25 protein-coding genes and 2 pseudogenes are annotated in these 24,344 nt (G+C 58.2%); 8 read left to right on the plus strand and 19 right to left on the minus strand.

The window, feature by feature from the left end; genetic code table 11:
* Nucleotides 1-701: 701 nt before the first annotated feature.
* Both AC1D2R_RS26785 and AC1D2R_RS26790 read left to right on the plus strand, forming a co-directional pair.
* Nucleotides 702-5,804, plus strand: a complete 5,103-nt coding sequence (locus AC1D2R_RS26785; RefSeq protein WP_477972115.1) for a RecQ family ATP-dependent DNA helicase — start codon at nucleotides 702-704, stop codon at nucleotides 5,802-5,804.
* A 437-nt stretch (nucleotides 5,805-6,241) separates the two neighbouring features.
* The gene (locus AC1D2R_RS26790; RefSeq protein ID WP_477972117.1) at nucleotides 6,242-6,460 is read left to right on the plus strand and encodes a hypothetical protein; all 219 of its coding nucleotides are present in this window, start codon (nucleotides 6,242-6,244) and stop codon (nucleotides 6,458-6,460) included.
* Nucleotides 6,461-7,452: 992 nt separating this feature from the next.
* Here the strand turns inward: AC1D2R_RS26790 and AC1D2R_RS26795 are convergent.
* On the minus strand, nucleotides 7,453-7,659 hold the full coding sequence (locus AC1D2R_RS26795; protein WP_477972119.1) for a CsbD family protein: 207 nt from the start codon (nucleotides 7,657-7,659) through the stop codon (nucleotides 7,453-7,455).
* Between the two features lie 497 nt (nucleotides 7,660-8,156).
* Here AC1D2R_RS26795 and AC1D2R_RS26800 point away from each other — a divergent pair, with 497 nt between their 5' ends.
* On the plus strand, nucleotides 8,157-8,849 hold the full coding sequence (locus AC1D2R_RS26800; RefSeq protein ID WP_477972121.1) for a hypothetical protein: 693 nt from the start codon (nucleotides 8,157-8,159) through the stop codon (nucleotides 8,847-8,849).
* A gap of 1,583 nt (nucleotides 8,850-10,432) precedes the next feature.
* On the opposite strand, the pseudogene AC1D2R_RS26805 reads toward AC1D2R_RS26800, so the two are convergent.
* Nucleotides 10,433-10,564, minus strand: a pseudogene (locus AC1D2R_RS26805) (DUF2213 domain-containing protein); the annotation flags it as partial.
* A 441-nt stretch (nucleotides 10,565-11,005) separates the two neighbouring features.
* A pseudogene (locus tag AC1D2R_RS26810) lies at nucleotides 11,006-11,181 on the minus strand (DUF1073 domain-containing protein); the annotation flags it as partial.
* 90 nt (nucleotides 11,182-11,271) lie between these two features.
* On the opposite strand from AC1D2R_RS26810, the gene AC1D2R_RS26815 reads away from it, so the two are divergent.
* On the plus strand, nucleotides 11,272-11,478 hold the full coding sequence (locus AC1D2R_RS26815) for a hypothetical protein (RefSeq protein ID WP_477972123.1): 207 nt from the start codon (nucleotides 11,272-11,274) through the stop codon (nucleotides 11,476-11,478).
* Between the two features lie 196 nt (nucleotides 11,479-11,674).
* Here AC1D2R_RS26815 and AC1D2R_RS26820 read toward each other — a convergent pair whose 3' ends face one another.
* Nucleotides 11,675-11,848, minus strand: coding sequence for a hypothetical protein (locus tag AC1D2R_RS26820; protein ID WP_477972125.1), 174 nt, complete (start codon nucleotides 11,846-11,848; stop codon nucleotides 11,675-11,677).
* A gap of 68 nt (nucleotides 11,849-11,916) precedes the next feature.
* Here AC1D2R_RS26820 and AC1D2R_RS26825 point away from each other — a divergent pair, with 68 nt between their 5' ends.
* Together AC1D2R_RS26825 and AC1D2R_RS26830 are read left to right on the plus strand one after the other, a co-directional pair.
* Entirely contained in the window at nucleotides 11,917-12,180 is a 264-nt protein-coding gene (locus tag AC1D2R_RS26825; protein ID WP_477972127.1) for a DUF982 domain-containing protein, read from the plus strand.
* Nucleotides 12,181-13,717: 1,537 nt separating this feature from the next.
* Nucleotides 13,718-13,978, plus strand: a complete 261-nt coding sequence (locus AC1D2R_RS26830; protein WP_477972129.1) for a hypothetical protein — start codon at nucleotides 13,718-13,720, stop codon at nucleotides 13,976-13,978.
* A 1,255-nt stretch (nucleotides 13,979-15,233) separates the two neighbouring features.
* Here AC1D2R_RS26830 and AC1D2R_RS26835 read toward each other — a convergent pair.
* From AC1D2R_RS26835 to AC1D2R_RS26890, 12 genes are read right to left on the minus strand one after another with little or no spacing between them, the layout of a single operon-like run.
* Nucleotides 15,234-16,055 carry a deoxynucleotide monophosphate kinase family protein gene (locus AC1D2R_RS26835; protein WP_477972131.1) on the minus strand — a complete coding sequence of 274 codons (822 nt, stop codon included), beginning with the start codon at nucleotides 16,053-16,055 and terminating at the stop codon, nucleotides 15,234-15,236.
* Nucleotides 16,052-16,378 carry a hypothetical protein gene (locus tag AC1D2R_RS26840; protein ID WP_477972133.1) on the minus strand — a complete coding sequence of 109 codons (327 nt, stop codon included), beginning with the start codon at nucleotides 16,376-16,378 and terminating at the stop codon, nucleotides 16,052-16,054. The genes AC1D2R_RS26835 and AC1D2R_RS26840 overlap by 4 nt, the downstream gene beginning before the upstream one ends.
* Nucleotides 16,375-16,674 carry a CAP-Gly domain protein gene (locus tag AC1D2R_RS26845; RefSeq protein WP_477972135.1) on the minus strand — a complete coding sequence of 100 codons (300 nt, stop codon included), beginning with the start codon at nucleotides 16,672-16,674 and terminating at the stop codon, nucleotides 16,375-16,377. The genes AC1D2R_RS26840 and AC1D2R_RS26845 overlap by 4 nt, the downstream gene beginning before the upstream one ends.
* Nucleotides 16,671-16,886 carry a hypothetical protein gene (locus AC1D2R_RS26850; protein WP_477972136.1) on the minus strand — a complete coding sequence of 72 codons (216 nt, stop codon included), beginning with the start codon at nucleotides 16,884-16,886 and terminating at the stop codon, nucleotides 16,671-16,673. Before AC1D2R_RS26850 ends, AC1D2R_RS26845 begins: the two co-directional genes overlap by 4 nt.
* Nucleotides 16,883-17,278, minus strand: coding sequence for a hypothetical protein (locus AC1D2R_RS26855; protein ID WP_477972138.1), 396 nt, complete (start codon nucleotides 17,276-17,278; stop codon nucleotides 16,883-16,885). The genes AC1D2R_RS26850 and AC1D2R_RS26855 overlap by 4 nt, the downstream gene beginning before the upstream one ends.
* Nucleotides 17,275-17,631 carry a hypothetical protein gene (locus tag AC1D2R_RS26860; protein ID WP_477972140.1) on the minus strand — a complete coding sequence of 119 codons (357 nt, stop codon included), beginning with the start codon at nucleotides 17,629-17,631 and terminating at the stop codon, nucleotides 17,275-17,277. The genes AC1D2R_RS26855 and AC1D2R_RS26860 overlap by 4 nt, the downstream gene beginning before the upstream one ends.
* Nucleotides 17,631-18,437 carry a hypothetical protein gene (locus AC1D2R_RS26865; RefSeq protein WP_477972141.1) on the minus strand — a complete coding sequence of 269 codons (807 nt, stop codon included), beginning with the start codon at nucleotides 18,435-18,437 and terminating at the stop codon, nucleotides 17,631-17,633. The genes AC1D2R_RS26860 and AC1D2R_RS26865 overlap by 1 nt, the downstream gene beginning before the upstream one ends.
* On the minus strand, nucleotides 18,437-19,033 hold the full coding sequence (locus AC1D2R_RS26870; protein ID WP_477972142.1) for a hypothetical protein: 597 nt from the start codon (nucleotides 19,031-19,033) through the stop codon (nucleotides 18,437-18,439). The genes AC1D2R_RS26865 and AC1D2R_RS26870 overlap by 1 nt, the downstream gene beginning before the upstream one ends.
* A gap of 57 nt (nucleotides 19,034-19,090) precedes the next feature.
* Nucleotides 19,091-19,282 carry a hypothetical protein gene (locus AC1D2R_RS26875; RefSeq protein WP_477972144.1) on the minus strand — a complete coding sequence of 64 codons (192 nt, stop codon included), beginning with the start codon at nucleotides 19,280-19,282 and terminating at the stop codon, nucleotides 19,091-19,093.
* Between the two features lie 22 nt (nucleotides 19,283-19,304).
* Nucleotides 19,305-19,478, minus strand: a complete 174-nt coding sequence (locus AC1D2R_RS26880) for a hypothetical protein (protein WP_477972145.1) — start codon at nucleotides 19,476-19,478, stop codon at nucleotides 19,305-19,307.
* Complete coding sequence (locus AC1D2R_RS26885) at nucleotides 19,475-20,722, minus strand: hypothetical protein (RefSeq protein ID WP_477972149.1); 1,248 nt, start codon at nucleotides 20,720-20,722, stop codon at nucleotides 19,475-19,477. Before AC1D2R_RS26885 ends, AC1D2R_RS26880 begins: the two co-directional genes overlap by 4 nt.
* A gap of 59 nt (nucleotides 20,723-20,781) precedes the next feature.
* Nucleotides 20,782-21,303 carry a trypsin-like peptidase domain-containing protein gene (locus AC1D2R_RS26890; protein ID WP_477972151.1) on the minus strand — a complete coding sequence of 174 codons (522 nt, stop codon included), beginning with the start codon at nucleotides 21,301-21,303 and terminating at the stop codon, nucleotides 20,782-20,784.
* A gap of 179 nt (nucleotides 21,304-21,482) precedes the next feature.
* On the opposite strand from AC1D2R_RS26890, the gene AC1D2R_RS26895 reads away from it, so the two are divergent.
* Nucleotides 21,483-22,340, plus strand: coding sequence for an AbiJ-NTD4 domain-containing protein (locus tag AC1D2R_RS26895; protein ID WP_477972153.1), 858 nt, complete (start codon nucleotides 21,483-21,485; stop codon nucleotides 22,338-22,340).
* Nucleotides 22,341-22,371: 31 nt separating this feature from the next.
* On the opposite strand, the gene AC1D2R_RS26900 is transcribed toward AC1D2R_RS26895, so the two are convergent.
* Nucleotides 22,372-22,659 carry a hypothetical protein gene (locus tag AC1D2R_RS26900; protein WP_477972155.1) on the minus strand — a complete coding sequence of 96 codons (288 nt, stop codon included), beginning with the start codon at nucleotides 22,657-22,659 and terminating at the stop codon, nucleotides 22,372-22,374.
* A 103-nt stretch (nucleotides 22,660-22,762) separates the two neighbouring features.
* On the opposite strand from AC1D2R_RS26900, the gene AC1D2R_RS26905 reads away from it, so the two are divergent.
* Nucleotides 22,763-23,023: a hypothetical protein gene (locus AC1D2R_RS26905; RefSeq protein WP_477972157.1), complete on the plus strand. Its 261-nt coding sequence runs from the start codon at nucleotides 22,763-22,765 to the stop codon at nucleotides 23,021-23,023.
* 316 nt (nucleotides 23,024-23,339) lie between these two features.
* Here the strand turns inward: AC1D2R_RS26905 and AC1D2R_RS26910 are convergent, their stop codons facing one another.
* Entirely contained in the window at nucleotides 23,340-23,669 is a 330-nt protein-coding gene (locus tag AC1D2R_RS26910; protein ID WP_477972159.1) for a DUF982 domain-containing protein, read from the minus strand.
* A 203-nt stretch (nucleotides 23,670-23,872) separates the two neighbouring features.
* Nucleotides 23,873-24,344 (minus strand): IS66 family transposase (locus AC1D2R_RS26915; protein WP_477972161.1); only part of this gene is annotated, 472 nt, incomplete at its 5' end.

Genomic DNA, 24,344 nt, shown 5'->3' on the forward strand with positions numbered 1-24,344 from the left:
GGAACGCAGTAACCGCGAGGCGATCTCATTCACCGCTGCACGTCCTGCACTGCGCCACGCCTCCGACAAAGGGGTTGCGTGAGGTGGCGGGATTGCCCGACGAAGGCAACCATCGAGCAAGCCGTCAGAGGTGCCAGTTTCTGGATAGCACGACAACGGTTCGTCGGTCGCCATTTGCGACCTCGCCGTATGGCTTCTCGTCAAAACATGGCTATGTGCGCTAAGGACGTCTCGTTGGGTCAGGATCAAGGCCGGACGACGGGATTTCCCTAGAAGCCGCACTGATTAGCCCGCCACTGAATACACTCCAAACTATTCCCCTCCGATCGCCTCAGAGGGGATTTCGCCACCCTCCTTCGAAGGAAGAAGATAAGACGCGGCAAGCGCAAGCAGCAAAACCGCCACGGAGATCGAAACGAGAATTAGCGCCAACCTCAGCTCCCTTGCGGCACCATCGAAGTGCCGTTTGCTGTAGGCCGTAGTTTCGGCATTGGAGATATTGCTTTGCCGCCGCGCAACGAACTCCGGCGCGACGTATGATCAGTTCAATAACCTTCTGCGGGTATAGTGATCCCTTATAGACCGAGCAGGTAGGTGGCAGATGGGCAAAGTCCTTGTGGCTCAAATGAACGTTGACCTTCCGTCGAGCGCGCGAACATAATCGCTGACCGTTTTCATGAGGTGAATGACATCAATGCAGTATGACTGAGCCCTTCCAACCCATCCTGCAGCGTTGCGTTTCTGTCGACCTGGAAGTGGATCCTGCAACCGCTACCATCTTCGCTTTTGCGGCGGTGCGCGATAATGCTTGTCCCCCGATCTTGGCAAAGAAACGCGATCTCATGGCGGCCCTCGACCGCTTGGAAGCGGAATCAGCCGGGGCCGAGCATCTACTTGGCCACAACATCATTCGGCATGACTTGCCTCATCTGGTTGCGGTGCGGCCAAAGCTAACGAATATTTTTCGATCGCCGATTGACACCCTATGGCTCAATCCGCTCGCATTTCCACGCAATCCCTACCACCACCTGGTCAAGCATTACCATGACGGGCGCCTGCAAGCGGGCCATGTCAACGATGCGGAAATGGATGCGCGACTGGTGTTTCAGGTGCTGCGCAATCAACTAACGGCTTTGACGCAGCAGAACGCTGACCAGCCAGATTCCGTGGCAGCCTTTCATTTCCTAACCACTACAATGGAAAACTCAGGCGGGTTCGACGCAGTGTTTGAGGAGATTCGCGGAGCTCCTGCGCCCAGTCCTCTTGCGGCGAGAGAAGCGATTTCCCGGCTACTGTCGGGGCGCGCCTGCGCAAGGCGGGTCGAGCAGACGCTGAGCCGCCTTTCGAGCCCGCAGCTCGGATGGCCTGTGGCCTACGCTTTGTCCTGGATCCTCGTCGCGGGCGGGGATTCGGTTATGCCCCCCTGGGTGCGGGCGCAGTTCCGCGAGACGGCACTGATCGTACGGCACTTGCGCGACAACAATTGCGAAAGCTCGGATTGCGACTGGTGCAGCGAGAAGAACGACCCGGTCCGCGCGCTGTCGCGCTGGTTCGGGTTTGATGCTTTCCGCGCGCAGCCGGTGGACGATATGGGCCGCCCCCTACAGGAGCGGATCGTCGATGAGGCGATGCGTGGGGCGAGCGTCCTCGGAATTCTGCCGACCGGCACCGGGAAATCGGTCTGCTACCAGATCCCCGCCCTGTCGAAGTTCGACAAGACCGGGGCACTGACTGTGGTGATCTCGCCGCTGGTCGCGCTGATGGCCGATCAGGTGCAGGGTATGGCACGGGCAGGAATTTCCTCGGCCGTCACCATTAATGGAATGCTCTCGATGCCTGAGCGGCAGGATGCGCTGGACCGGGTGCGCCTGGGAGAGGCGGCGATGCTTCTGATCTCGCCCGAGCAATTGCGCAGCAACTCGGTCCGGTCGGTGCTGGCACAGCGTGAGATAGGGCTCTGGGTGCTGGACGAGGCGCATTGCGTGTCGAAATGGGGGCACGATTTCCGGCCCGACTACCGATATGTCAGCCGTTTCATCAAGGAATCCTCGGGCGGTGAAGCGCCTGCCCCGGTGCTCTGCCTGACCGCTACCGCCAAACCCGAGGTAGTGCGCGACATCCGCGACCATTTCCAATCACGTCTGGAGCGCGAACTGATGTTGCTGGACGGTGGGGCGGTGCGCACTAACCTCAGCTTTGAGGTCCAGCCCACGCAGCGGGGCACCAAGCTGGTCGATATCCTCGACGTGATCGAAGCCAAACTGCCACAGGACGGCGCTTCGGGTGCCGTAGTATACTGCGCCACCCGCAGCGAGACGCAACGAGTCGCCGATTTCCTCAAGCAGCACGGTCTGGCGGCGGAAAGGTTCCACGCCGGGCTAACGCCTGAGGAAAAGCGCGATATCCAGGAACGATTTCGCATCGGCGAGTTGCGGATCATCGCCGCGACCAACGCTTTCGGCATGGGAATCGACAAACCCGATATCCGGCTGGTGGTGCATGGCGACATTCCCGGATCATTGGAGAACTACCTGCAGGAAGCCGGGAGAGCGGGCCGAGACCGCGCGCATGCCAATTGCGTCCTGCTATTTGCAGCCGAGGATGTCGAGCGGCAGTTCTCGCTATCGGCGCGCTCGCGCCTTGCCCGGCATGAAATCGGGGCCATTCTAAAGGCACTGCGGCGGCTGGACGAGCGAATGAAAAAGACCGGCACCGTGGTGGCCACGTCTGGCGAGATCATGCGAGCCGAACGCGATCAGCAATTTGAGCGCGACAGTGCCACGGATGACACCAGGGTGAAAACTGCGGTGTCTTGGCTAGAAGAGGCCACGTTGCTAAACCGCGAGGAGAACCGCGTACAGGTCTTCCCCTCCTCGCTGAGGATCCGCACCGTACAAGAAGCCGAGGCGATCCTGGCTAGGGCAGCGATCACCGGCACCCGCCGCAAACAGCTTCTGGATATCGTGCGCCATCTGATGAACGCACCCCCAGACCAGGGTATTTCCACTGATGAGCTTGCCGGGATTAGCAGCTTGACGGGGGGTATGCTGATCAAGGCAATGGCCGATCTCGAGGCGCTCGGCGTCGCCAACAACAACGTCGCGGTCACGGTCTTTGTCCATGTCGTCACCGATGGTCATTCGCAGCAGAGGCTGGCGCAGACCGCGCAGCTTGAGCGCGCGCTAATCGCCCTGATGCGCGAAGCCGCCCCCGATTCTGATGGTGCCGGGGGCGTGCCCCTGCATCTGGCCGAGACCTGCCAGGCGCTCCGCAATGAGGGGCATAGCGCAGTTCGCCCCGACATCGTGGAAAAGCTGCTGCGCAGCATGGGCAGAGACGGGCGCGACCAAGACGGCGGCATGAGCAACCTGCGGCTGCGCAAGGCCTCACGCAACACGTTGATGGTAACTCTGCAAAGGTCCTGGCAGGCGCTGGAACAGACGGCAAGCCTGCGGCAGCAGGGCGCCGCGCTGTTGTTAGCACATCTCCTGGGCAGACTGCCGAAGGGCAGCCGCGGCAAGGACATCCAGGTCGAAACCACAATGGGCGATCTGCTCGCCGCCCTGACCGGAGACGCCTTGCTTCGCAGCAGCGGCATCCAGGATATGACGAAGCTGATGGACCGCGCACTTCTGTGGCTGCACGAGCAGGAGGTGGTCACGCTCGGCAAAGGGCTGACGGTGTTCCGGCCGGCGATGACTATCCATCTAGACCCCTCAGGTGGCCAGTTCACCATGAAGGATTTTGTTCCGCTCGAGGAACACTACGCCGAACAGACCATCCAGACCCATGTGATGGCCGCGTATGCCGAAAGGGGCCTTGCCACGATGGATCAGGCGGTGCGGCTATCCGAGGACTATTTCGTGCTGGAGCGTGACGCCTTCCTGCGTCGCTGGATGCCTGGGAAGGGCGTCGAGCTCCGGCGTCAGACGACAGGAGCCTCGTGGAAGGCCATCGTCGAGTCGCTGGACAATCCAGTCCAACAGAAGATCGTCTCGGATCATCGTGAAGAGACGAGCGTGTTGGTCCTGGCAGGACCGGGTTCGGGCAAGACGCGCGTTCTCGTGCACCGTATCGCTTACCTGATCCGTGTCCGCCGCGAGGACCCGCGCGGCATCCTCGTGCTAACCTACAACCGTCATGCTGCCGCCGAGATAGGCATCCGGCTACGGCACCTAATTGGCGATGAGGCGAATTCGGTGACCATTTCCACGTGCCACGCCCTCGCGATGCGACTGGTGGGAGCCAGCTTTGCTGGAGCAGATAACGAGACGAAGCACGACTTCGACGGCATCGTCTTGGAGGCAGTCCGCCAACTGCACGGCGAAGGCCTCAGCAAGCCTGAGGCAGAGGCGCAACGCGAAACGCTGATCCAGGGTTATCGCTGGATTCTGGTAGACGAGTATCAGGACATCGGCCCTGAGGAATACGCACTGATCTCCGCCGTTGCAGGCCGCTCAATGGACGATAAGGAGCTTCGGCTCAGCCTGTTTGCGGTGGGCGATGACGACCAGAACATCTACGCCTTCGCCGGGGCGTCCATCCGCTTCATCCGCCAGTTTGAAGCCGACTACAGTGCACGACCGGAGTTTCTGATCGAGAACTACCGCTCGACGCGACATATCATTGCGGCCGCCAACGCCGTCATTGCGCCAGCCGCTGCCCGCATGAAAGCCGGTCACGACATTGCCATCGATCGCAAGCGCAGCAAGACGCCGCCTGGCGGAGAGATGGCAGCGCTCGATCCGGTTGCCCACGGGCGGGTGCAAGTGCTGGACTGCCCATCCGGCGATGTGGCTCAGGCAATGACCGCAATTGATGAACTCGTCCGGCTGTCGCGCCTTGATCCGGAGTGGAGTTGGTCACGTGCGGCGATCATCGCACGTGACTGGCGGCGGCTGGCTCCGGTGCGGGGCTATGCTGAAATGCTTGGCATTCCGGTGGAGATGGCAAACGAGAGCTTGCCCAGCATCTGGCGTCTGCGGGAGATGCAGCAATTCATCGACGACCTGCGCCGCGATACTACCCGTCTGCTGTCCGTCTGCGATCTGGTGGACGTGCTCAACGCGATACGGTCTAACCGCTGGACGGACCTGATCGCAGAGGGCATCGCAGTGCTGGCGAAAGAGCTCGCGAGCAAGACCATGCCCGTGCCGGACCTTGTCGAGTGGTTCGCTGAATGGGCAAATGATGCCCGCAGCGATCAGCGCGCGCTGCTGCTGCTGACGGCGCATCGCTCGAAAGGTATGGAATTCGATGACGTCGTCATCCTGAATGGCGGGTGGGACAGGCCCTCCAAAGGCGAGGACCCCAATGCGCCGCGCCGCCTGTTCTATGTCGCCATGACCCGAGCGCGACGCAGCCTCGCCATTATTGCCGACGGGAACCATCCATTCGTCCCGGAGGCCGCAGAGTATATGCTGCGGCGAGCCGCACCAACCGTGACCGATGCCGTCGCTCTTCCGACTGCGCTGTACCAGGTGCCGAACCTCAAGACCGTGGACCTGTCATGGGCGGGGCGTCTCAGGACGGGTCATCTCTCACTTGCCGCAATCTCGGCGGCGAAAGTAGGAGATCCGATTTATATTTCGCGCAATGGCCCGTCCTGGATGATTCTGGATAAGCTGGGACAAACACTCGGACGGATGGCCAGGAGTTGGTCGCCTCCCGAAGATCTCAGCTTCCTGCGCGGCGAGGTCGGCGCCATCGTGTGCTGGCGCAAGTCCGACAACCAGGAAGAGTACCGGGTGCACCTTCACCGCGATGTCTGGGAAGCGGTTTTGCCGGAGCTTGTATTCGGCTAACAGTTTGACCGTGGGATACGGCTGATCGACAAGGACAGCCTCGCTCAGTATTTGACATTGTGGGATGTGGTGTTGTTGCGCATTGCTCAAGAAAAAGGCAGTGCTCGCGGCCCCAAACGCGACGTCTGAGTAGCGGTTCGGCGATGATCGCATAGAAGGTCAAATAGCGGACTTTTCGGCCAACCGTGATTTCAGACTTTTCAACAATATCCGCCACGAGCGGTAGAAAGTCGATGAGTATTGGGAGCTTTGCCATCAGATGATGCCCCCGCTGCAGGAGGCATAGCACGCGCTCATCGCCTGCCGAGGGAACTAATCCACGCGCGAAACCACAAGAAGGCGCGGAACAGAACGGGAATTGCGCAGATACTCCGTGCAAAATCCGTGCAGTGTGTTCTCATCTCCGCTCATAGTCTACAGATTCGGAGTGGCAACGAATGACTGTACGAAAAGCTCTTCTTCGCACGACAGCGATAAGCTTCTTCGCCCTCGCCGCACTTCAATGGTTCTCCGACAACATGTTCGCGGCAGATGCCGTAGCGGTTATAAGGCCGGCCGGCTGGCTATGGACCGTTCTGATCGCCGCGCCGGGGTGTCTTCTCTGGGGAATGACGGCAAAGCGATACCCCGTGGGCCGCTCGCCACGTCCCGACTAACGTGGGCTCATCCGCGAAGCTGTGCACAACGCGCGGCGGCAAGACTTTGCGCGACACTCACGGGGGTTCGAAGGCGTTCCGAGATCCAAGTGGGAAGGCATCCTTGCGGAGGCCGAGGCGCGCGAATAGATGCCGTCGAGAACCTCGGAGTACTTGAACTAGGGGAACTAGCCCAGCCTTGCTCTATGGAAGAACAGAGCTTGAAAATGGCGTTGATCGTAGCCAACACAACGGTACCATAGACGCTCCATCGGACGACTAGAGACGATCAGCTCTCTTAGCTGGACCGTTTCCCATCACATAAACCCGCCGCATTGTCCTGGATCCACGCAAACCCTTGTACGACGCGTGCCGCAGCTTCCCGTCATCCGTCCAGACACTATACACTATCTCGGTAGGCTACCCCCGCGCTGTTCAATACCGTTCCCGGGGCACGGGGCAGTGACATCGAAGCGGTCGGTATAGGACAGCCGAGCCTTTTCATCTTCTTCTCGACTTTGCTGCGTTTGTTCAAGACGGCCCGCATATGGCTTGTTTCCCCGGCTTGCCTCCAACTTCCGGTAAGCTTCCGGCACCTCGTGGCATTGTCTTTGTTGGGCGCAGCGGTGCTCCCGCTTACATTCGCGGCAAAGGATGGCGAGACGAGCGATTGTGACATTAGGACAATTAGCGCAAAGCATACCAGCGTCTTCATCCGCACCTCCCCCGACGATCGTTTCAACTTACGCCGCACATGCAGCGCCAGCAAACTTGATCGGTCGAACGGAGGTAGCCGAGCAAATTTCCCGATATCGCGGGTGATCGTATAACTCTTTGATCTCCTAGTCAGAACGCTGCAACATCGCGCCCGGTGCGAGTGCGCACCGGGCTTTATGGCGACCTGAGAGGTTCGCCCGCGCAACGACTTTTGCGGCGTGCGTTGCCAATCCAAAACTACTCAGCCAGCAAATAGGTCCGTCGGCGGCTGAAGTGAAATTGGCCGGCTATTTCCCTTAATGCCAGGTCTGGCCTCCATACCAATCGTCAATGTCTTGCCTGGCGCGATCCTTTTCAAGACCATAGCGCTCTTGGATTTTTCCTTCGAGCTGGTCCCGCCTTCCGGCGATCTGATCGAGGTCGTCGTCGGTGAGTTTTCCCCACTGCTCCTTGACCTTGCCTTTAACCTGCTTCCAGTTCCCTTCAACGCGATTCCAATCCATTGCTGGTACTCCTCTGTTGCTCTGAATGGGAAACGTGGTGGCTGGCTAACTGTTCCGTCCATCCAGTATCGCCTTCCGGGTCGTGACGCACCCGAGCGCAGCTTGCGGAAAGCCGTTGGACTTGTAGACTTCCGCCTCCTTTGTCTGCGAGTTCTGCTCATCGCTTGCGCTCCGCCAGGATGGCGTAGGAGATAGCACCAACCGCGCTGTGATTTCGAGAGTGTGGTTCATCGCCTCGCGGGCCGCTACGGTCACATCGTCCGGTATCTCACCCACAGCGCTTAAGAAAGGTTGAAAAGCTTCGCGTAAACCGAAGGTGCGAAAGGACTACGCCGAGCTGACCGGCTGGGAGGAATTTGATCGCGACGGCCTGTTGCGGTAGCTGGCTGACCAATTAATTGACCTAGATTGTAACCGCCCCCTCGTTGATAATCATGTCCCGGAACAATCCTCTCTTCTGTTCGTTGGCTGACCACAAGAACCTGGAGGAGAATCCCATGACCAATCTCTATAATGATGGCGCGTCCGGCTTTTCCGGCAGCCGCGCCAAGAGTACGCTGACCGCGTTCTTTGACAGCCGCGGCGACGCCGAGAAGGCCATCGACAAGCTGAAGCATGTTGGGGTCGAGGACGTCCGTTTGATGCCCGGCTACGAAGCCGATGGCGAAGGCTCGCAATCCGCAGCCCAAAGCGCGGGCTTCTGGTCGAAGCTCGAAGACTGGCTATTCCCGGACGACGACCGGACAGTTTATGCCGAAGGTCTGCGTCGCGGCGGTTTCCTGGTTTCCGCCGGCGTGGACGACGCGACCTACGAGAGTGCGCACGCGATCCTAGACGACGAAGGAGCAATCGATATGGATGAGCGTGCCGACGTCTGGCGGACGGACGGTTGGACAGCCGCCCGCGACCAGCAGTCGACCGCATCGCAGGACGACGTCTTCCAACCGGACGTGTCGGCCGGGCCTGCGACCGGGTTCGGCCGGTATACTCGGAGCCGAGAACCGACATCGGCACGGGTTCGCGCATACGAGATGGCGAAGGAATTGCCGCGCGATATCGTTGACGACGTTCTTCCGACGGGTCATCAGCGCGACATTTCCGAAGGCGACCGACCTACTGAGGACGGCATGGCGCAAAGTCAGTCGATCGATGACCTCCGCCAAAGGCAGAGCTTGCCGGGCAGTCGGTGAGCCCCGGCAGTCGTCAACAAGCCGGATGGCAAGTCGGCCATCCGGTCTTATTCATATCCGACGTCCAAGGCCGGAGCAGCACACCTCTGTCTATCCAGGCTTACTCGATAGTACACGCATCTTCTGACGAAATTCGGCCAGTGCGGAGCCGCGATGTCCCGGCTCGATACGTTCCGGCAGAAGTGCTCATAGATCCGGACAATGAACAGCGATCGCATCGCATCACGATGGCGGCGGATGCGGGCACGAAGCCTGCCAACCTCCGCGACAAGATCGTCTCGAGACATGGCGTCGATGTCGTATGTCGCCAAGAGCTCAAGACGACCGGACGACAAGTTTCCGAGACGTACGCTCGAATCTTGCAGGCGGCCAAGGCAATATGTCCGAGATTGCGGAGATGATCTCAGTAGGTCAAAGACGCCGACATTGCGTCGGCCGTTGGTTCGAATCCGACCTGGCGATCAATAGTTCCTCAGTTTTGCAGCTAGATCACACTAGCTTCAGCAGGGACAGTCGGATCGAAATCCGATTATCCACAAGTCTGTTGACTTTGAACGAAAATATAGCATAAAAACAGATACTTACCACGTGATCTAATGGTGATCTAGTGGGGTGTCCGCGTTTTGTCTGATGACAGCAAAAATCATCGTAACAAATTGATATACCAGAGAAATATATTTGATGTAGGGCTCGAACCTACGACCCGCTGACTAAGAGTCCCATGTCGTTCGCTCCGACCTTTGGCTGAGAAACGATCCGACTTTTGTCCGCCGTATAATCGGACCTTCGTCCGTCGCGCAATGGCTGTAAATCCGATTACTCTGGTTGTGGTCCTGAAGTCCCGCCAAAGCCTTCAGGACGGCTTAGCCAGGAGGTTACAGTCTGTCCCTTATGTGACCTCCTGACTGAGTCCCTTGGCTCAGTTCCCCAAGGAGGGCTTTGAGGGGTTCCCGCCAGGAAGGGAACCTCTCGGCTCTCCTTCAAATCACTGTGCGCGCCTATCGAGCCGCTCAGAAAAATGTACCAAACCTTCCGTGCCGGCAGGCGGACCATACGAGGACTAGTTGCCGGGTCTTTAGAGTCTTGAAGCAGCGATGAAGAAGGCGTCGATCTGTTCAGGCGTGACGCCCAACCCTTCGAAGCCTAGTTGCACTATGGGCTCCGCCCGATTGAACGTGCTCGAGTACTCGTAGGCGATTTGAACCGCTTGCGGTTGTGTGGCTATCCATGTGTTGACCTGGTCGAGCAGACCTGCCTCAAGAAGCTGCAGTTTGAATTGCCGAGCAGAGACGCTCTCAGGGACAGCGGCCTTCGTGAGGAATGCCGCAAGCACGGCATCCGAAACAGGTCTTCGCAAAGCCCAGGAGCCAGATGATCGGACCAAGCGGTAATTACACCGTCGATTCTGTTGACGTATTTGGTCATCAGTAGATCCTATTCAAAGTGTAGTCTTCCCATCCACCGAGCGAGAACTGCATGGTTGAGGTTCCGCCGATGGACAGGCTCAACCCAACCTTCTCGCGAGGTCCGTTTGCACCAACCCTTTGCTAGATTGGACGGTCATACCCGTCAAGTCGGTCATCAATGGAAGCATGAGCCAGCTCAGAGCCTAGATAGATCTGAATGCCCGTCCGCGCGATGCGGGCGTCAGCAACAAGGTAGCCGTCGGCGGTCGGTCGCGTTCCCGCGATCGGTGCAGTGTCTGTGAAATTCATGAGTAGCGCATGAAGAGAAAAATCACCCTAGCGAGGGCGGCGATAGCGGTTCGACACACCGGAAAGCAGCGACATCAGACCATGGTCCGATACAATAATTTCAGCGCTGGGCTAGGTAGTGGACCCGTACAACAGTCGTGGAGTTTTCGTCGTGACAAAGGTTTTGGTTGCCGCGATGGCGCTGGCAATGGTTGGCTTCTGGGGTTCTGTCGGCTTTCTGATTTACTCGCTGCTTGCGTCTTAGTGGGTAGCGGAACCGTCGTCCCTCCCCTATAGTTCCTCCCGGCAATGGAGGTTGCCTACGGAGGATTGCATGAGCGACACCACGTTTGGGTTTCTGTTGGCGGCCGAGTTGTCGGCTTTACTCTGGGCCGCACTTTTCATGGTGATATTCTCGGCCTCTTGATGAGCCGCTCGGGTTCATCGCTCCTGGCTTGACTATGCGGCTGCTGCGGCCGCGAGCTCGTCCTCGGAGGGCTCCTGCTCGCTCAGCCATAATCCTCGATCGCGTCATCGAGGCCAGGCAGGACACTATCCTCGACGAGACGGTTGTCCAGAGCGCCAGACACGGCCTCACGCGGAACGATCTCCTGACCGGTACCGGTGCCAACCAACGACGTCGACAAAGTCGATTTTAGCTACGTCGATTGAGCCGGCGTCACGGCCGTAGCATTGCCAATCTTCCCTTAATCCGTCACAACATTGGCATGACCGACGAACATTTCCGAGCGCTGCGGCAGTTGATCCTTGAGCAAGGCCTCAAGATTGAGGCCCTGTCGCTTGAAGTTCGCAAGCTCAAGCACGCATTCGAGACGACGGAAGTCGTCATCGTCGAGGACGAGCGCGTAACAACCGACGAACTCGAAGAGCTCCTTAAAACTCGACAACCCCGCGGGCCACGCAGCGACAGTTGAACGGCTGCCCGGGCGGGAGCCCCCTGCTCTGCCCCGGTTGCCTCATCCCACTTGTACGTCTTACCATCCAGGCTTCTGTGCAGTGCTCTCACGCGCTAGTCGTGGGAAGTCATCCACATGTAGCTCGTAACGCCTGCCTGTTGCTGCCTTTGACTGTTCAGGTCCGAGTTGAACTTGCTCGTCTGGTCTCTGGCGATCAGCTTTGCCCGCCGATCGGTGATTCCGAATTGCGCGACATCACCGAGTAGTGGGATTGAGCAGACTTGCCCGCGCCCTTGCCGGAGAAGAGCGCGAAGCTCCACGCGAAGTCGCACATGATGACATAGGTGCGCGGCTGCAGGTCGCCCCATGGCCAGTTGAAGAGCCTCATGCTGCCACCTCATGTGGAATGGCATTTGCATAACCTCTAATATTGACGCATCGGGGAGACCAACTGTCATGATTGATTACGCCTTTGATGAGTTCCCGGCTCTTGCCCTCGTCCTGAGTGGCCAAGAGAAATACACGCTCGTCCGGACTGTCAGCGACGCGGCGGAGATACTGGTATCCGAGTGGCCGACTGATGATGGTGAGGAGTACGTGATAGCGATCAAGGCCTGCCTCGACGCCTTTCATAAAGTCGCACCGGCCGCTGATGTGAGAGCAGCCCTGATCCGGGCGGCCAATGCCATGAGAATTTCTCACATCTCTGTTGTGTGCTGAGGTCATGCCGCGTTGCGCGTCTGCTCATAGGCGCCGGTGCGCAGGTCAATGAACCGCTGCTGCATCCATTTGATTTCGGGGATTGTGCAGTTGTGCCAGCAGGTGCAGACGCCGATCGCCTCGGCCGCGTCACGCTGCTCGGCCTTCGTGGCGGGAAGGTTGATGTGCTCGTGCTCGGCATACTGGATGGCTAGATCCTTCCAGTCCTTGCCCTCGGCCGGCTTAATGCCCTTGCCGAAGTAGGACCGCTAGTCTAGCCGCACCGGCCAGTATGCCGGTATCGATGCTGTTGAGTTCGGACCGGTTATCGAGCGCATTACCTTCGCCTATGCGAACCTCGATAAGCTCACGACGAGAAGATCAAACTGATTTCGGAGATCTCTGGGCATTCGCAGGATGATGCCGAATCAATCATCCGGAAGCACTATCTCGCCGGGCAGGATTTGATCGATGCGATCAGCCGGGGAACAAAGAAAGCATAAACTGTAAAATGCTCGTCTCGCTGTAAAATGGGGACGTCGCGATTGCCGCTAAGTATTTGAAAATGGTGGGTGATGTAGGGCTCGAACCTACGACCCGCTGATTAAGAGTCAGCTGCTTATTCCATCTTTTCAAGTATTTCTGTACAAACCCGCTCTAAAATCGTCCACCAAAAATCAAATACTTACAATTGGATTGCAAACTAATTTTAGTCAGCGGCTTATGCAATCTTTACGTTACTACCGGGTACCGTTGCGCGCCCTATCGAAGTGTCTTTGATCGCTGTTTTGGCGTCGCCAGATCTCGCACCAAGACACCAAACATGACTAGCCGTCACATATTAGCAACTGGGGAAGACTCCCTTTAGGTTGAGTATTGCCGCTTACGCCTTTTTAGGTATAGATCATTCCGGGCTTGATAACCCTGACCGATTATAGGCGCGCACCAGAGTGCTCGCTGAACCCGTGCGCAGCTTAGCGGCAGCGCTCGCCTTGGCCATTCACTTGGCCGGGAGCGTTGCGCTATGTCCAGGCGAACCCTGCTTGCAGGGCAGCTAAAAGCGCCTCGGGCCGTCTAGTCGGCGGTTTATCAACTCCCGGCTACGGCGCCGATCGCCGCGCAACGGGGTTGAGTGTAATGTCAGCGGCAGTGCATTTTGGGGAAGTTGAGCGCGTCTGCGAAAAAAGAAGACGGCGCGTCTATCATGCGGGATGGCGTTTCAAAGTCGGGCAAGCCGTCCGATTCGGCGGGCTGCCGGGGATTATCCTGTCTCGGCAGAGGAGCGCTCGAGGTCGGCAACTCTATCAGGTGTGGCTCACGCGAGGCAGCTGTGGCCGGCCGTATCGGTGGGTGCTTGGTGGGGCGTTGGTTCCGACCTAATGGCAGCCTTGTGGGCGCCGTTTCCACGACGCGTCCCGATCATCTCGCAGCGAGCAAGTGGCTCACCTTGTGTGTAGCCGAATGAAGCCCCGCGGGGTCATAGCGTGCATAAAATCCGATGGGTCGCTCAGAAATTTCTACTAAAAAAATCCGATTCGCGCTACCATACCAGGCTATCATGGAACACGCACCTATCGACATGTATCGCTACGGACTAGCGACCCTTTTGGTGCGCCGCCCACACCTTCGTGCATATGCGCCCGCTGCCCGCTGGTGGGCCGACCTTGTCGAAGAATACGGCGAGGCAGTCAGGTACCGCGACAAGCTCCGCGTCGAGGTTGGCCATGAGAACGAATTAGCCGAATACGAGCACATTTGTCGGGAAATTGAGGACGAGTTGCAGAATTATCTATCGGCCTGTGTGACACAGGATCGCTAGTAGAGGGCCACTACTGCCAACGAATTCAAGCGGCACTGTAGGCAAGTTACTGCCCGGAGAGGGAAACCCCACCTACAGCACCTCCGGGCAGTACGGCAGGAGGCCTCTAGGCGCATTAACCGACCCGCTATCGGGAGCCTAGGGTCCCCTGCTGGATGAGAGAGACATTCTTAAAAGCAGCCCAGAGCAATAGTTATCACACTTAAGAGCAGCCTCGAGTAGTAGTTAGCACCGACTTTCGGGGTACGGGACGATCAGACTTTCGTCCGTCGCGCGATAACCCTTACACTGGTAATTCTGGTTCTGTCCTAGGTAGCCCGAAACTCCTGGACGACTTAGCTGGGAGGTCAGGTTAAAGCCTATCCCGCCTCCCGGCTAAGTCCACTTGTTTCTCATCAGTCTAGCAAACCTTTCGGTGCCGCCCTATATTTCTCCTGTGCTGCCGCAAAGGATTGTCCAGTCCGACCTGACGCAGCATTCTGGGGAAATTTCTAAGCCCGTCGCCGCCCGATACCGCTTAGGGTTTCCCTGCTGGCCTGGAAGCAAAGTGCCTTGGAAAGATCTAAAGAAACCAAAGCCGCCATTCTGGGCCACTTGAGGTCCCTTGAGGCTCGCCCTCAGTACCCGTTGAGTCTGTACGATGTTGGCGTCGCGCTCATTGGCTCTGGGTTCAAGCAGGACGAGCTTTACTACGCCCTGAGAAGCCTCGAAGGAGAGGGAGTCCTGGAAATGATCGCTGGCAACAGGTTGGTACTGAAGAAACCTTTGTCTGAACTGTAGGGAGAGAATTGTGCCTCTGCCCCGGTCGGCCCCAAAGTGTCTCCCAGGCGAACCTCTTCGAATGCTGAGCGTTACTGCTACTCAGTCAACGCGGTTTATGATCAGCGAATGCCCCATCCAACGTTTAGCCTTCGACGAAATTCAGACGGAACTTGGGACGTCATTGAAACCGAGACCGGCCTTCCCTTGGAACGAATGGGCATGAAGCTTACGGCCCTAACTCAGCGGGATGCGAGCAAGTGGTTGTCGTTGATGCTAATAAAAGGACGGTTGGAAATCATATTTTCGAAGCTTAGACGCGACCCTGATTAGCCACTCCCACCATTCGTCGACCCGCTTTACGTGGAAAGGGGACGCCGTGGAGAGGAGCAAAAAGGCCCGGCGCGAAAGCTCCGAGCCCTTTTCGCCGGCGATCTGAGGGACCGGACGCCGGCATGCAACGAACTGTCCGAACCCGTTGCTTCGGTTAAACTCCCTATTGTACGAATTGTTCCTGCCTTCCCAGATCGCAGTTCCGCCGCCCATCTTCGACCGCCACGCGAGCAGCATCCATCACATCTCTCGGGATCTCACCATACCGCTGCACGGCCTCCTCGATCTTGCCGTGCAGTTCATCCACAGAACCCGCGTTGGCGATCACTAGATCCTGATCGCCACAGCCGCGCTCTGAAATGTGGCCACCAGCAATGCCGCCCCTGCCCTCGATCTTGTAGATGTCGCCGCCCAGCTTGCGGATGGCCTGCGCTTCGTTCGGGAAACGGCAGTCATCACAGACGACGCGAGCGCCGAAGTCGGTAAGCGCGCGAGCTCGATAAAGCCAAGCATTCACCCAGAAGTCCTCACCGATGCACTTGCGTCCCCATTCGGTGCCAAGCGTCTGCATGGCATGGCGAGGTGTCTTGCCGCCAAGCATCGCGTCCGGCTGCTCCTTTAGCCCACCTTCAATGTGCGCTTCCGAAAACCCTATCGCCCGCATCATGTCTTTGAGCGGCCCGGCGAACTTCACCAGCGTGTAGCCGTGCTGCTCGACGAGATACTTGGTTGCGGTGGACTTGCCGCTTCCAGCCAGGCCAGTGAAGGCGACGACCGGCGGCAGATTGTCGTTGGCTGAGAAGTACTCGCCATACGGTGGCTGTATGAGATACTTGCTATCAGCGAACTCACCGGGCATTACCTTCCCGATTGCTGCGCCAAGCGCGCGAAGCTCTGACGGCACGTTGTCGTTGGCGGATGGGATGGCCGCAAGGCTGCCCTTATCGACGCTCCATGGCGTCCACTTGTCGGTGTTGGGGCTCATGGGGTTTCCTCCTTGAGTGCGGCGTCGATGAATTCTCGATACATGCGCGAGTCGGAGAACCCGCCAATTTTCTCCCGCACTATGCGCCCCATCTCTTCCGTCGGCTCGCGCATGGCCTCAATGGCAGCTCGCGCTTGGGTACGACGCTTCTTTTCAGCGACATGCTCATAGACTTCGTCGGTCGATCCAAACTCCAGCAATTCGCCGTCTGAGTATTTCAGGCGATAGGTGCTCACGCCATCCACCAGCCGCACGAGGTTCATGCTGTATCCGAATGCAGCCTCTTCCATTGCGGTCGCCACCCGCTCAATCATCTCGCTCATACCGTCTCCTCAATCTTTGTGGTGGTCTTGGTCTTTGGTGAGACCAGCGGTCGGAACCTAGATGCGCGGAACGGCATGTCTGCCGCGCCGTAGCCTTCCGGCCCATCGTCATTTCCTCGATCGACCTCGATCAGCTTGATGCCGTAGAAGTCGCCGTCGACATAGTGCCGGTAGTTGCCGGCCCACCTCACTGTGTACTCCTGCCCGGCGCGGAGCCCTTGGTCGATGCTGACGTTGGAAAAGCGGTCGTCGACGCAGACGCAGCGTTCGCCGATGCGGTATTGGTGGCCAGTCATGCTGCCTCCCCGAACCGCAGAACGTATTCCTCGGCTACTACCCGGGCGGCGGCCTCATCCCATGCGTAGAAGTAGTGGCCGAACGGGACGTCGATCTCGGCCATGTAGTCGCGATAGGCTCGGCGCGCGAGCGGGAGGGCTTCGGCGGCCTTCCTGCTCCAGCCCTTGGCGATAGTGATCCAGATGAGAAAGACGAACTGAGCTCTCGTCATGCCGCACATCTATAGCTAGCGACCGCTTGCTCGATGGTCGGATGTCTCTTTGACATGCAGCCCTCGCGGCCTTCGCGTGGCCACATCTTGATCGCCAGATAGCGGAACGCGCGAGGCGAGATCTCAACCCGGATGCATTCGTCATGGGCGCCGATCACAAGGCGGGTGAGCCGGTTGAAATCCCACGTCGAGAGGCCGTGAGCTGAGGTGACGAATTCGGTGTGGCGCTCGCTGCCCCACTTCACCCGATCCCAGTTGACCTGAATATTCCAAGGCCCCATTCCAAAGGCGGAGCAGAGCAGGCCGATGGCGCGCCGGTTGAACTCTGTGAGTTTGGCTTGCGGAATGCCGCCCCATCGGCTGCAGTGGTCTTCGCTGGTGTGATGGGTCATGCGGCATCCTTCTGCTTCGCGGCCCATGCAGTGTTCCAATCCGCGCTCCATTGCTGGCGTGCCTCGCGGGCAGCCTTCACTCGCTCCTTGGCGGCAAGAGCTTCCGGCTTGCCGCGCTCCGTAAGGAAGAAAATCACCATGCCCTTCCCGAAACCAAAGCTTGATTCGACCCACCCCTTTCGCTTGATCTTGGTGAAGGCCCGACGGAGCCAACGGTCACCCGGCTCCATCTTCCCGCAGACCGTTCCGTCCTCTTTCACGTAGCCAGCCATGATCAGATCGATGTATGGCGCTTCCTTCGGTACTGGTCGGCCGACCAACTCCTCGGCCCATGACAGCTTCTTTTTTGCCATCACTCCATCCCCCTCGCCCTGCAATCCATCAGCGCCGTGAACGTCGCCATGAACTCCTCGCTCGCGCGAGCCGGTGACCAGTACCGCAGCTGAACACCAAGCTCTTGGCCGGCATAGCGAGCCTGCCAGTCCATTGGCGTCATGTTGGCGAGTTCGTCGGCGATGATCCGGTTGTCAGCATCGTGGACCAAGGCTGGCATTTCTGCCGCTAAGCCAAACCGCTCGGCGACGACTGCCATGACCTTCGCCTCGGCTTCCTTGTAGCCGCTCAGGTACGGCTTGACCGGTCTGGGGATGTCGACGAGGTATGCTTCGCTGGCATCATGCAACAACGCCCACAGCGCCACATCTACGCCCTCCCAGCGCAGGTGACGTGCCATCAACACCGAGTGCTCGGCTACCGACAGGAAGCGGTGGCAGTGGCCTGCATACCGGCATTGCATCGCAAGGCTGTGCGCGATGTCCTCGATGAAGACCTCATCGGCACGCGGATCCATCGGCCAGAACTTGCGGCCGGTGTAAGTCTGCATGAAGTCGCCGTTGCGTCCGCCGTCCTGGGACTGAGGACGTGTCAACCCGATGTACTGGCCGTGCGGCACCGCCGTGGCGATCTGGCCGCCATTCAACGGGCTGTTCATGACGTTGGCGACTGGCGAGTTATCATTCGCCGGCAGATATTTGTCGAGCGGGCCGAAGGTGGCCTCGGCGACGTCGTTATACTGTTTTGGCTGAAAAGGTATAACTCCACGCGGGAGCGGCGGTCTGTCGCCGGATCCAGTCGTCTTCGGTGAAACGGAAATGCCCATCAGTAAGCCTTCCCGCCAGCGGCCTTGCGGTTCTCGATCTGATGATCCGGACGAACTGAGTTGAACGCGTCCTTCTCAACCATGGCTCCGCCGAGATCGTAGCCAAGAACGCCAGCCAGATCGAAGATCCGGATGCAAGCGTCGGCAAGCTCAACCTCGCCCATCTTGCGATGCGGCAGCTTGTCATCCATCAAGCCCTTGCGTAGCCCTTCCATCGCTTCGGCCAGTTCAGTGACGACGAGCATCAGCTTCGTGGCGTGGACGTATTTGTCGCCAGTCAGGTCGCGACCATCCTCCTGCCACCAGCCAGCCGCCTTCGACTTGCCGTGGAAGTAAGTGACGAGCTCGTTGATCGCTGTCGCAGACGGCTTGTTGTCATTCGCTGGCTGGCCGTACCAGCTTTCCACGCGATAGGCGCTGTAACGGGTCTTGAACGTGTCGCCATCCTCCTCCGTGATGGTGCTGGTCGTGATAAGCTCACCGTCATAGAACCTCCCCTTACTGTCGCCATAGACGTTGCCACGAAGGCAAGGAGCGCGCGGATCCTCGCCCTTTTCTACGCGACGCGCATTTCTCAGTGTTCCTACAATATCCATTTTCAGTCTCCTCTTCGTGGTGTTGCCGCCGACTTGGTGGTCGGCGACGGGTGGTGGTTAGCGGTAGCGAGCGAAAACTCGATCGTGCAGGGCGCGGACTATCGACTTAACTTCTTTGGTGCGCATGCCGCGCTCTTCCAAGATCGTTCGCAGATCGATTTCTGCATCGCTTGCGCCCTGCATGCGCGCGGCCTTTTTCTTGTCTGGCTCGATCGACTCGAAGATGTTGTCGTATGCTAGCTTCGCCATTGATTGGCTCCTTCTATGGTGGTTAGTTTTTCTTCACCCGCTCGCCCAGCTTGACGAAGCCTATCGGCGCCTGCTGCGGCTTGTAGGGGATTGGCTGTCCGTCAGGCCCCAGAATGCGCGACACCCTTGGCTCTTGGATATCGCTCACGACGCGAGACGGCGACGACCATGCGTCTGGATTATACCATCCGCTCACGCCGCCATCCTCACCGGTTCATTGTCGTTCGCCGCATCCATCATCGCGACCCGCACGCGCGAGACCTCGCCGTATTCGCGATGGTAGCTGATCGACTGCAGCGATCGACCAGACAGGAAGCCGGAGCCGAAATGCCACGCATCCTGCGGAGTCGGCGTTTGGTGGCTTTCCGAAATGACGCCGTTGCCTTCTGTGGCGAACATGCTCTTGTGGTGGATGTGGAAGCCGTGGATGTATCGGAACAACGTCGCGCCCCAGTCCTCGGCGCGCCGGTGGGCCATGATGGATGACATGTCCTTCAGCTTGACCGTATGGCCGTGCGTGGCGCCGAGCAGCACCTTGCCGAAGCGGAACCAGAAAAACAGGGACGGATCGACATCGACCGTGACGCGCGGCTCGTTGCGATACCAAGCCAGAAGGAAGTAGGCCACCGCGACCGATGCATGCTCATCGTGGTTGCCAGGCAGAATGCGAACGGTCACATGGCCATGTCTTCGAAGGTTGGCGTCGATTGTCCGAACGACCAGCCGGCAAGCCGTCATCAATACCTTCTGGTATCTGCCATCGACCTGCAGAGCATTGCCTGAGCGCGCCGTCTTGTTCTCGTTGCTATCCGAATGCAGCAGATCGCCGCCGCCAAGAACGATCGCCTCGGCACTAGGTGGCGTGCGCGCAACGAGATCCTCGATCGCCGAGCCAATCACGCCTTCAGCGATCTTCAAATCCCAGTTCGTGCCCGTCTCTTTTCCCCATGAGAACAAACCGACATGCCAATCGGCCAGAGGCGTGAGCGTCAGAAGCGAAGTAGCTGGCGCAACAGTGAGCGGAACAGGCGCAGCGGGCGGAACGTCGACGAACGCTTCCTTCAGGATCGCAGCGATGTCCTGCGGTGCATATTCGTTGCGCGTCTTGATCCACTGCTGGATCGTCCTGCCGTCCGCATCGACGAGCGATGACACGCCCTTGACTGTGTGTCCGGCCGGGACTTCGAATTCCTCGCCAGCCGCCTTGGTCTGCTTAACCCAACTGCCGTCCTCAGCCTTGCTGGCAACGCTTTTGATGGCGAACCCTGGCAGCACAGGCTTGGTGCCAAGCATTCCACGCTCGGCGGCCACTGTCAGCCGGTGGTTGAACGTCTGCCGTGGGATGCCAAGTTGCTCGGCGGCCAGCGTCTGGCTGCTCGTGGACGCGAAGGCGTCGGCCGCCTGTCTGGCGAGTTCGTCGCTCAATGGTGGTGTAGGCATGCCGCCTCCAATGTTTGGGAAAAGACCGACCGCATTCGCGCGGCCGTGAAGCCAATCAGTCAGGCGGCTCTTGCGTATTCGCCGTAAAGATCATTGGCGGCAGATACATATGCTGCGTGAGCGTCTTCGGCCGTTGGGAAATTTCCGAGACTTACAGAGCGCCCGTCTTTTTGGACTCGAGCCCTGAAGACGCCGATCGCTCGGATATCTTCGCCTGTGTGAGCGTAGCGGCATGAAAGCGTGGCGGCGCCGATGCCCGCTCCGTCGGTGCGCAGGAGCGCGATGTCGTACTCTTTGTTGAGCCAGAGCACTTCGGCCGGCTGAAACTTGCCGCCTGCCGTCTTGAGTTGGATGGTCTTCGCGCCGTCAGCGACATGGCCGGCCGTAAGCACATAGCCGTCGCCGATATGGACTCCGGAGCCGTGGCCGCGATCAGTGTCGACATACACGACAGATGCGTCGGTGACGTATTCAGCCTGCACAGCAGTTGGCGGCGCACTGGGTGTAGCGATGGCGACGCCGCCGAAAATGACGACGGCAAGTGCAAGCACTGCGATGGCTGCGAATCTGTAATATCTCATGGTGATCTCCTCTTGGTGGTGGCGGAGATGCGCTGGTGAGGCGCGCGGGTGGCTGGTTGGTGGCCAGCGTCGAGCACCTTATGTCAAAATAACAATTTTGTCAAGATGGTTGGTGCTGTCTTTTCAGAATGCATTTGGCAGTGTAGATATCGGTGCCTGATTTCACGAATGGATGCATTTTGAGCGACATCGAATTAGACAGGAAGCTTGTAACTTTCGCGCAGGCCGAAGGCGCTGCTCCACTTCCCCAGCAACAGCGCTTGAAAGAAGTCTCAATGGAGACGAGGTCGGAGTTGTGGGCGATCGTGTACCGGGGGCTCAGTTTTCATAGCCGCCAGCTCGTGGGAAGCTGGAATGATGTTCTTTTATCTTGGCACGTTACCAAAGAATTCAAGCCGATCGATGAGTACGACAACCATGTACAGATTGTTACAGCAAAGCTGAAAGATCTTTTATTTAAAGGTACGTATATCGACGTCTTCGATTTCCTACAGTTCGCTCTTCGTCATCGGAAATCTCCCTATCAGCTAGATGCGGCCGTCGCGAGGGTGCTAACACAAACAAGAGCGGCTTATCGACTTGTAGGCGATACCTTCTTCCCCGTTCAGAGCGAGCAGGAAGCCGCAACGGTTGAGAGAGCATTTTCTTCCCTGTCCCGTCATCGGGGCGCTCTTCAGCACCTTAAGAACGCCTCCGCCGCAGCCACTTCAGGCTCATGGGCCGAATGCGTTCGAGAGAGCGTTCATGCCGTTGAGGCTATTTCGAAGGCTCTTGCATCGAATGCAAACACTCTCAAACCCGCCCTAGATGAACTCGAGCGATATCACAGAATCCACGGAGCCCTGAAGCAGGGTTTCCTGCGCATTTATGATTTCACTAGTGACGAGGAGGGTATTCGGCACTCCTTGCTCGAAAAGGACGAGTCTGATGTTGATGAACAGGATGCACTTTTTATGCTGGGCGCGTGCGCTTCCTTCGTGTCTTACTTGGTGGGAAAGGCGAGAGCGGCAGGAATAAATCTCGACCAATCCACCTAGGAGGCATACCTAAACATCCGTTCCAGCGCCCCTACCGCGGCGCCTGCCCAAGTATCCACTTGTTGCTATCCTTGTTTCCGCAGCTCCGGCATCTGAGCCGCGACGTCACCGATCCAAGATAGACCCCACCGCCCCACTTGCGCTGAACGGCCCAGCGATCAAGCCAGGCCTCGCGCTCGCACTTCGGGCAATGCACACCGATCGCGTGAAATTCCGGTATGTCGTCAAAAGTGGTGTGCACGGGGTCGAGGAGCGGCCCCATGTAAGCGATCGAATCCCGAGGCGAGCGCCCGAGATCTATGCCACGGCGATGTTTCATTGTTCCTACTTTGTTCATGCCGAGGCGAGAGTCAACTCTTGATTCCACCGCTGTAAAATCCAAAATAAATAGCATTCCAAACTCGCTAGAGGAGGTTGGGAAAATGACTAGGCGATTTCATCGGCACGACGAGCCGCTGACATCAAAAGACTTGGCGAAATGTCAGCTGGTCCTTGAAGCCTATTGTCGGGAAAATGACGTCGTGTTGGCGTCGGAGGAAGCAAGCCGTGTCGCGGCTATCATCATCGACCTCTATCAACAGGACGTCAGAGATGAAAAACAGCTTCGCGCACTGGTGGATGCGGCGCGTGGCGTCATGCAAAAAGCCAAGGAACCAAGGCTAAGGCATAAGCGTTTTATCTGAACATACTCGGACGACAACTTGCCCCGCCAACACCGCGGGGCTTTTTTTGGGTCTCAGTATTCGGTAATGCCGCGCGGCTAAGGGCCACCTGAACGATTGGGGTGAGATCACGGAGAGGCCTTCCGACCGCCCAGATGGTTGATCCAGTAAATATCTATAATTACTAAATTGCAATTCATCAAAATGGTGAGGAGGACCATCTGGACAGCCCTTGGGTGGTTTTGGCGGATGGACCTTTGGGCCGCCCAGATGGTATATTAGCAAGTAGCAATATATTCATGAAATTGCAATCCATCAGAATGGTGAGTGGCGACAGCTAGTGCGTTGATGGCGAATGCCCGCGCTTGGTCTTCCGTGGGCGGGGCTCCGGTCGCTCCTGGATATACTCCTCCCTGACCATGAGCATTCCAGCGGCCTGCGCTGCGGCGACAAATGCCGCCCTCGCCTGCTCAGGATCGCGAACGCCTTCCATAGCCTCAAGGCACATCGTCTGCGCCACAACCCATTCCTTGCCGCGATCATCCTCGGGCCAGCGGTAAAGCAGGCTGCGAGCAAGGTCATCAAGCGTGATGTGGCAACGCATGGTGACGCCTTTGCGTCGCTCCACGGCGACGATGACCTCTCTGATACTTAGGTTCACGGACATCTGGAATCCTCCAAAGGACGAATCAAGTGAGGATTCATATTATCCAGTCAAGGGTATTATTAAGAATTTGCTAAATTACACGCGGCGCCTGCGGAAACAACCCAGTCCAAAGAGATTGTACGGTATGCGACGTCCACGCCCCATAGATTTTTCGGTTGATCTACGGGCCGTCAAATGAGCTCACCGAAGAGTATCTGACGAGCTCATTGTGAGGCTCTGATGCGCGCGGCATAGGCCCATGGCATCAGGGCATCGATGTCTTTGGCGAGGTGGCTGTTTGCGAGGCGGGTGAAGAGGTCGCACAGATAGGCGTAGGGCTCAACGCCATTCATTTTACAAGTGCCGATCAGGCTGGCAAACCGGGCCCAGTTCCGCCCCCCTTCATCATGGCCCGCAAAGAGCGCGTTGCGGCGGTTCATGGCCGGGCGACGGATGGCGTTTTCCACCAGGTTGGAATCGATATCGACGCAGCCGTCATCAAGGAACAGCCGAAAGCCATCCTGTCGTTTCAGCATATACGCCAGGGCAATGCCGAGATCGGATTTGCGTGAGACACGCACAGCCTGAGCCGCGAGCCAGGTGAAGAACTCGTCCACCAGCGGGAGGGACAGGTCCTGTCGAACGGCCCGGCGATGTCCGGGGTCTGAGCCTCGGATACTGTCTTCGATCTTGTAT

The sequence above is a fragment of the Rhizobium sp. P1_C7 genome (genome assembly GCF_056406295.1).

Bases quoted from the DNA above. Each gene is read 5' to 3' on its own strand.
- AC1D2R_RS26785 (WP_477972115.1), top strand. From the start codon at position 702: ATGACTGAGCCCTTCCAACCCATCCTGCAGCGTTGCGTTTCTGTCGAC.
- AC1D2R_RS26790 (WP_477972117.1), top strand. From the start codon at position 6,242: ATGACTGTACGAAAAGCTCTTCTTCGCACGACAGCGATAAGCTTCTTC.
- AC1D2R_RS26795 (WP_477972119.1), bottom strand. From the start codon at position 7,659: ATGGATTGGAATCGCGTTGAAGGGAACTGGAAGCAGGTTAAAGGCAAG.
- AC1D2R_RS26800 (WP_477972121.1), top strand. From the start codon at position 8,157: ATGACCAATCTCTATAATGATGGCGCGTCCGGCTTTTCCGGCAGCCGC.
- AC1D2R_RS26815 (WP_477972123.1), top strand. From the start codon at position 11,272: ATGACCGACGAACATTTCCGAGCGCTGCGGCAGTTGATCCTTGAGCAA.
- AC1D2R_RS26820 (WP_477972125.1), bottom strand. From the start codon at position 11,848: ATGAGGCTCTTCAACTGGCCATGGGGCGACCTGCAGCCGCGCACCTAT.
- AC1D2R_RS26825 (WP_477972127.1), top strand. From the start codon at position 11,917: ATGATTGATTACGCCTTTGATGAGTTCCCGGCTCTTGCCCTCGTCCTG.
- AC1D2R_RS26830 (WP_477972129.1), top strand. From the start codon at position 13,718: ATGGAACACGCACCTATCGACATGTATCGCTACGGACTAGCGACCCTT.
- AC1D2R_RS26835 (WP_477972131.1), bottom strand. From the start codon at position 16,055: ATGAGCCCCAACACCGACAAGTGGACGCCATGGAGCGTCGATAAGGGC.
- AC1D2R_RS26840 (WP_477972133.1), bottom strand. From the start codon at position 16,378: ATGAGCGAGATGATTGAGCGGGTGGCGACCGCAATGGAAGAGGCTGCA.
- AC1D2R_RS26845 (WP_477972135.1), bottom strand. From the start codon at position 16,674: ATGACTGGCCACCAATACCGCATCGGCGAACGCTGCGTCTGCGTCGAC.
- AC1D2R_RS26850 (WP_477972136.1), bottom strand. From the start codon at position 16,886: ATGACGAGAGCTCAGTTCGTCTTTCTCATCTGGATCACTATCGCCAAG.
- AC1D2R_RS26855 (WP_477972138.1), bottom strand. From the start codon at position 17,278: ATGACCCATCACACCAGCGAAGACCACTGCAGCCGATGGGGCGGCATT.
- AC1D2R_RS26860 (WP_477972140.1), bottom strand. From the start codon at position 17,631: ATGGCAAAAAAGAAGCTGTCATGGGCCGAGGAGTTGGTCGGCCGACCA.
- AC1D2R_RS26865 (WP_477972141.1), bottom strand. From the start codon at position 18,437: ATGGGCATTTCCGTTTCACCGAAGACGACTGGATCCGGCGACAGACCG.
- AC1D2R_RS26870 (WP_477972142.1), bottom strand. From the start codon at position 19,033: ATGGATATTGTAGGAACACTGAGAAATGCGCGTCGCGTAGAAAAGGGC.
- AC1D2R_RS26875 (WP_477972144.1), bottom strand. From the start codon at position 19,282: ATGGCGAAGCTAGCATACGACAACATCTTCGAGTCGATCGAGCCAGAC.
- AC1D2R_RS26885 (WP_477972149.1), bottom strand. From the start codon at position 20,722: ATGCCTACACCACCATTGAGCGACGAACTCGCCAGACAGGCGGCCGAC.
- AC1D2R_RS26890 (WP_477972151.1), bottom strand. From the start codon at position 21,303: ATGAGATATTACAGATTCGCAGCCATCGCAGTGCTTGCACTTGCCGTC.
- AC1D2R_RS26900 (WP_477972155.1), bottom strand. From the start codon at position 22,659: ATGAAACATCGCCGTGGCATAGATCTCGGGCGCTCGCCTCGGGATTCG.
- AC1D2R_RS26905 (WP_477972157.1), top strand. From the start codon at position 22,763: ATGACTAGGCGATTTCATCGGCACGACGAGCCGCTGACATCAAAAGAC.
- AC1D2R_RS26910 (WP_477972159.1), bottom strand. From the start codon at position 23,669: ATGTCCGTGAACCTAAGTATCAGAGAGGTCATCGTCGCCGTGGAGCGA.